Origin of the sequence: Streptomyces sp. NPDC004647, from assembly GCF_040609575.1 — a bacterium.
GTDB lineage: Bacteria > Actinomycetota > Actinomycetes > Streptomycetales > Streptomycetaceae > Streptomyces.
Genome location: NZ_JBEXKU010000167.1, coordinates 1 through 4,693, shown reverse-complemented (window position 1 = coordinate 4,693; position 4,693 = coordinate 1). Strand labels below are relative to the sequence as shown.

Genomic DNA, 4,693 nt, shown 5'->3' with positions numbered 1-4,693 from the left:
ACCGGATTCCGGTGGCGGCCCCTTCTGCTGGGGACGCTTACAGCCTTTTTCTGTGGAGACGCTCACGGCCTTCTGCTGGAGACGCTTACGGCCCCGCTCACGGCCGCAGGGCGCGCAGCAGCAGGTCCGCCAGGTGATCGGCGACCTGCTGCTGTGTCATCGGCCCGTCCGGGCGGTACCAACTGGCCAGATGGTGGACGGATCCGAAGTGGTAGTCCACCACCAGGTCCGCCGGGGTGTCCTTGCTGAACACCCCCTCCTGCTGGCCCTCCTCGATCAGCGCCCGGAACCGCTCGTGGTAGCGCCGCCGCTCCGCCCGTACCTGCTTGTGCTTCTCCGGGCTGAGCTGATGCATCGAGCGGAAGAAGATCGTGGCGTCGTCGAGGTGCTCGATGGTGGTGACCACGACATCGGCCGCGGCGCCGCGCAACCGCTCCTCCACCGCCGCCTCCGACTCGGCGAATTCGTCCAGCCGCTCCTGCTGGAGCCGCAGCACCCGCCCATAGATCTCGTGCAGCAGATCGTCCTTCGAGCCGAAGTAGTGGTAGAGCGCGCCCTTGGTCACCCCGGCCGCCTCGACGATTTCCTGCACAGAGGTCCGGTCGTACCCCTGATCTGCGAAAAGGCGGGTGGCCGCGGCCAGCAGTCGCTGCGGGACGGGCGTTCCGCCGCCCTCCGTCGTCCTGGCCATCACCGCCACCTGCCCCTCTGTTCGCTCTCGGTCATACGCGGGAACGCAATTCCCGTCGGAGGATCTTCCCACTCGTCGTCTTCGGCAACTCGGGCAGCACCTCCACCTCGCGCGGGTATTTGTACGCGGCGAGGCGTTCCTTGCAGTACGCCGCAAGTTCCTCGGGCGTGACGGGCTCCTCGGGGCGCAGGCTGACGTACGCCTTCACCGATTCGCCGCGGTACTCGTCGGGCACGCCGACGACCGCCGCCTCGCGCACCGCGGGGTGCGTGTAGAGCACGTCCTCGACCTCGCGCGGCCACACCTTGAAGCCCGAGGCGTTGATCATGTCCTTCTTGCGGTCGACGACATACAGCCATCCGTCCGCGTCCATGAAGCCGATGTCACCGGTGCGCAGCTCGCCTTCCGGGAACGCGACGGCGCTGTCCTCCGGCCGGCGCCAGTAGCCGGGCACCACCATCGGGCCGCGCACGACGATCTCGCCCGGCTCGCCGAAGGGCACCTCGTCGCCCTTCTCGTCCACGATCCGTACGAACGAGTCGGGACCCGGCAGGCCGACGGAGAGCGTGCCCGAGACCGGGTCGACCGGGGCCTCCTTCTCGGGCGGGACACTGGCACAGGGGGCGGTGCACTCGGTGAGCCCGTACCCGTTGCGGATGTACGGTCCGAAGCCCGCCCGGAACTTCTCCACCAGCGCGGGCGGCAGCGGCGCCCCGCCGGAGCTGATGATCCGGAAGGAGCTGAAGTGGTCGGGGGTGACGGCGGGGTGGGCCGCCAACGCCATGAAGGCGGTGGACGGGCCGACGGTGTAGGCGGGGCGGTGCTCGGCAAAGGCGTCGAGAACGACACCGGGCTCGAAGCGGTAGGCGAGCGCGAGGGTGCTGCCGCCCACGAAGCAGGCCGAGAGCTCGCAGACCATACCGGTGATGTGGAAGAGCGGCGCGAGCGCGAAGATCGAGCTGCCTTCGGGGAGGGCGCAGCCTCTGCGCTGCCACTCCGCGTTGTAGGCGATGTTGCCCTGGGTGTTCATGGCGCCCTTGGGGGTGCCGCTGGTGCCCGAGGTGTAGCTGATCAGGGCGATGTCGGCAGCGGTGATCTTGCGACCTTCGGGCGGCACGGCGCCGGACCGCGCGGCGGCGACCAGATCCTCGGCACCGGCCGGTACCGGTATGCGCTCCCCGCGCAGCACCCGCTCGTCGTTGCGCGTCTGGAGGTCGAAGTCGCTGGTGGTGAGGACGGTACGGACGGGCGAGTCCGCGGCGGTGGCGCGCAGATAGTCCTCCCAGGCGCGGTCGCCACAGACCAGAGCGGTGACCTCGGCGTCGTTCAGGACGTGTGCGACCTCCCGCTCCTTGTACATCGGGTTGACCGGTACGACGGTGCCGCCGGCCTTCCATGCCCCGAGCAGGGCGAGCACGAACTGCGGCGTGTTCTGCAGGATGACGGCCAGCCGGTCGCCGTGGGCGAAGCCGCGCGCCGCGAGGTGGCCCGCGAGCCCGTCGGACAGCTCATCCACCTCTCCGTAGCTCAGCCGACTGTCGAAGTAGGCGAGCGCGATGGCGTCGGGGGTGCGGCGCACGACCTCACGGAAGGCGTGCAGCACGGTCTCCGGCGGGGTGACGGGGGCCCGCTGGGCATCGGTGAGCTGGGCGAGCCAGGGCTTGGCCTCGTAGATGGACGTGCTCATGCAGTGCCCTCTTCCCACTTCTGCTGGAGGCGGTTCATGTTGGTGAGCCAGGCGTCGGGGTCGCCCGCCCGGATGGTGGAGTATCCGGCGACCTCGGGATGCGGAAGGATCAGGAAGCGTCCCTCGGCCATCCCCGCGAAGAGGGCGTCGGCGACCTGCTCGGGCTCGATGGCGGTCGGTACCAGGACGAGGTCGCCCGCGCTGCCCGCCGCGTTCAGCATGTCGGTACGGACGCCTTGCGGGCACACCGCGTGGACCTTGACGCCGCGGTGCCGGTAGGTGAGGGACAGCCACTCGGCGAAGGCCAGCGCCCCGTGCTTGGTGACGCTGTACGGCGCCGCGCCGATCATGGTGAGCAGGCCCGCCGCGGAGACCGTGGACACGAACCGGCCGTCGCCCCGCTCCAGCCACTGGGGCAGCAGCAGGCGCGCCGCCCGTACGTGTGCCATCACATTGACGTCCCAGGCATCGGCCCACACCTGCTCGTCGGCCCCGGCCCCGCCCGGCGAGGCGAGCCCGGCGTTGGCGCAGTAGACGTCGACGGCCCCGCCGAGCGCCTCGACGGCGGCGGGGACGATCTCCGACGCGTCCCCTGGCACGGCGGTGCCTCCGATCTCCTCGGCCACCGCCTTGGCCTTGACCGCGTCCAGGTCGTTGACGACGACGCGGGCGCCTTCGGCGGCGAACCTGCGGGCGAGGGCGGCGCCGATGCCTCCGCCCGCTCCGGTGACCACGACTCCGGCATCGTGCAGGGTCTTCACGATCGCGGCTCCTTCGACTCGACTAGCAGCAGACTAACCAGTCGGTATGTTGTAGGAAAGGGGTTGTGCGCTGCGGTCGCGGTCGTTCCGCCGGGCGCCGTCGAGCGCTAGCGTCCGGGGGCATGCCGACTTCTCGAGCACATCTCTCCCGACGCGGCCTGCTGGCCGCCACCGGAGCCGTGGGTGCCATGGCTGCCGGGACCCCGCCCGCCGGGGCCGCGGCCCCTCGGCACGGTGGCGCCAAGCGGGTGCGTACGGGCTTCGACCGGCTCTCGGCCGGGGGCTACGCACCGCTGGACGGTCAGCGCGTCGGCGTCGTGACCAATCCGACCGGGGTGACGGTGGGCGTCCGGCACATCGTGGACGTGATGCACGCCGACGACCGGGTGAACCTGACCGCGGTCTTCGGACCCGAGCACGGCTTCCGCGGCACGGCGCAGGCGGGCGGCTCCGAGGGCCGCTACGACGACCCGGCGACCGGGCTGCCGGTCTTCGACACCTACCTCAAGAGCGGTCAGGCGCTCGCGGACATCTTCACCGAGTCCGCGGTGGACACGGTCGTGTTCGACATCCAGGACGCGGGCGCGCGATTCTACACGTACATCTGGACGCTGTACGACTGCATGGTCGCGGCGGTGCTCGCCGGCAAGCGCTTCGTGGTGCTGGACCGGCCGAACCCGGTGACCGGGCGGGGCGCCTACGGGCCGGTGCTCGACAAGGCGTACGCGACGTTCGTCGGGCGCGAGCCGATCGCGCAGGCGCATGGCATGACGGTCGCCGAACTGGCGCTGCTGTTCAACGCCGAGTTCGTGCCGGCGGCCGCGGGCCGGGCCGTCGAGCTGCACACGGTGAAGATGTCGGGGTGGCGGCGCCGGGACTTCTTCGACGGGACCGGACTTCCCTGGGTCCCGCCGAGCCCCAATATGCCGACCCCGGAAACGGCCCTGGTCTACTCCGGGACCTGCCTGTTCGAGGGCACGAACCTGTCCGAGGGGCGGGGCACCACCCGGCCGTTCGAACTGCTGGGCGCGGACGGTATCGACCGGCGGTGGGCGGAGGCGGCGAACGCGCTCGAGCTGCCGGGGGTCCGCTTCCGGGAGGCGTACTTCGCGCCCACATTCTCGAAGTTCCAGGGCAAGACCATCGGCGGGGTCCAACTGCACGTCCACGACCGGGAGTCGTTGGACCCGGTGCGTACGGGCATCGGTCTGCTCGTCACCGCGAAGCAGGCGTGGAGCGGCTTCGCCTGGCGCCCCGACCACTGGATCGACAAGCTGACGGGGTCGGCGTCGGTCCGCACGCTGATCGACGCGGGGGCGGGGACGGACGAGGTGGTGGCGGCCTGGCAGGGCGGGCTGGCCGCCTTCCGGCGGAAGCGGGCCCGGCATCTGCTGTATGGGGGCGGTTGAGTCTGACGCGCCGCGGCGGCGCGCGGGGCCGCCGCCCCGGTGCCCCCCCCCCCCGGGGGGGCGACCGCGAACCCAACCCCCCCCCCGCCCCCCCCCGCCCCCCCGTGGGGCAGCGCGGTAGCCGCGAGTAGGGGAAAGAAACGGG

Annotated in this window: 4 protein-coding genes; 1 reads left to right on the top strand and 3 read right to left on the bottom strand. The window is 71.3% G+C overall.

Going from position 1 to position 4,693, the window contains the following annotated elements:
- Positions 1–97: 97 nt before the first annotated feature.
- The 3 genes from ABZW18_RS34195 to ABZW18_RS34185 are packed head-to-tail and all read right to left on the bottom strand — an operon-like array spanning position 98 to position 3,142.
- Positions 98–691: a TetR/AcrR family transcriptional regulator gene (locus ABZW18_RS34195; protein WP_356195274.1), complete on the bottom strand. Its 594-nt coding sequence runs from the start codon at positions 689–691 to the stop codon at positions 98–100.
- A 31-nt stretch (positions 692–722) separates the two neighbouring features.
- The gene (locus tag ABZW18_RS34190) at positions 723–2,378 is read right to left on the bottom strand and encodes an AMP-binding protein (protein WP_356195271.1); all 1,656 of its coding nucleotides are present in this window, start codon (positions 2,376–2,378) and stop codon (positions 723–725) included.
- Positions 2,375–3,142 carry an SDR family oxidoreductase gene (locus ABZW18_RS34185; RefSeq protein WP_356195276.1) on the bottom strand — a complete coding sequence of 256 codons (768 nt, stop codon included), beginning with the start codon at positions 3,140–3,142 and terminating at the stop codon, positions 2,375–2,377. Before ABZW18_RS34185 ends, ABZW18_RS34190 begins: the two co-directional genes overlap by 4 nt.
- A 119-nt stretch (positions 3,143–3,261) precedes the next feature.
- Between ABZW18_RS34185 and ABZW18_RS34180 the strand changes: the two genes are divergently transcribed.
- Positions 3,262–4,548, top strand: coding sequence for a DUF1343 domain-containing protein (locus ABZW18_RS34180; RefSeq protein ID WP_356195268.1), 1,287 nt, complete (start codon positions 3,262–3,264; stop codon positions 4,546–4,548).
- The last annotated feature ends 145 nt before the right edge of the window (positions 4,549–4,693 follow it).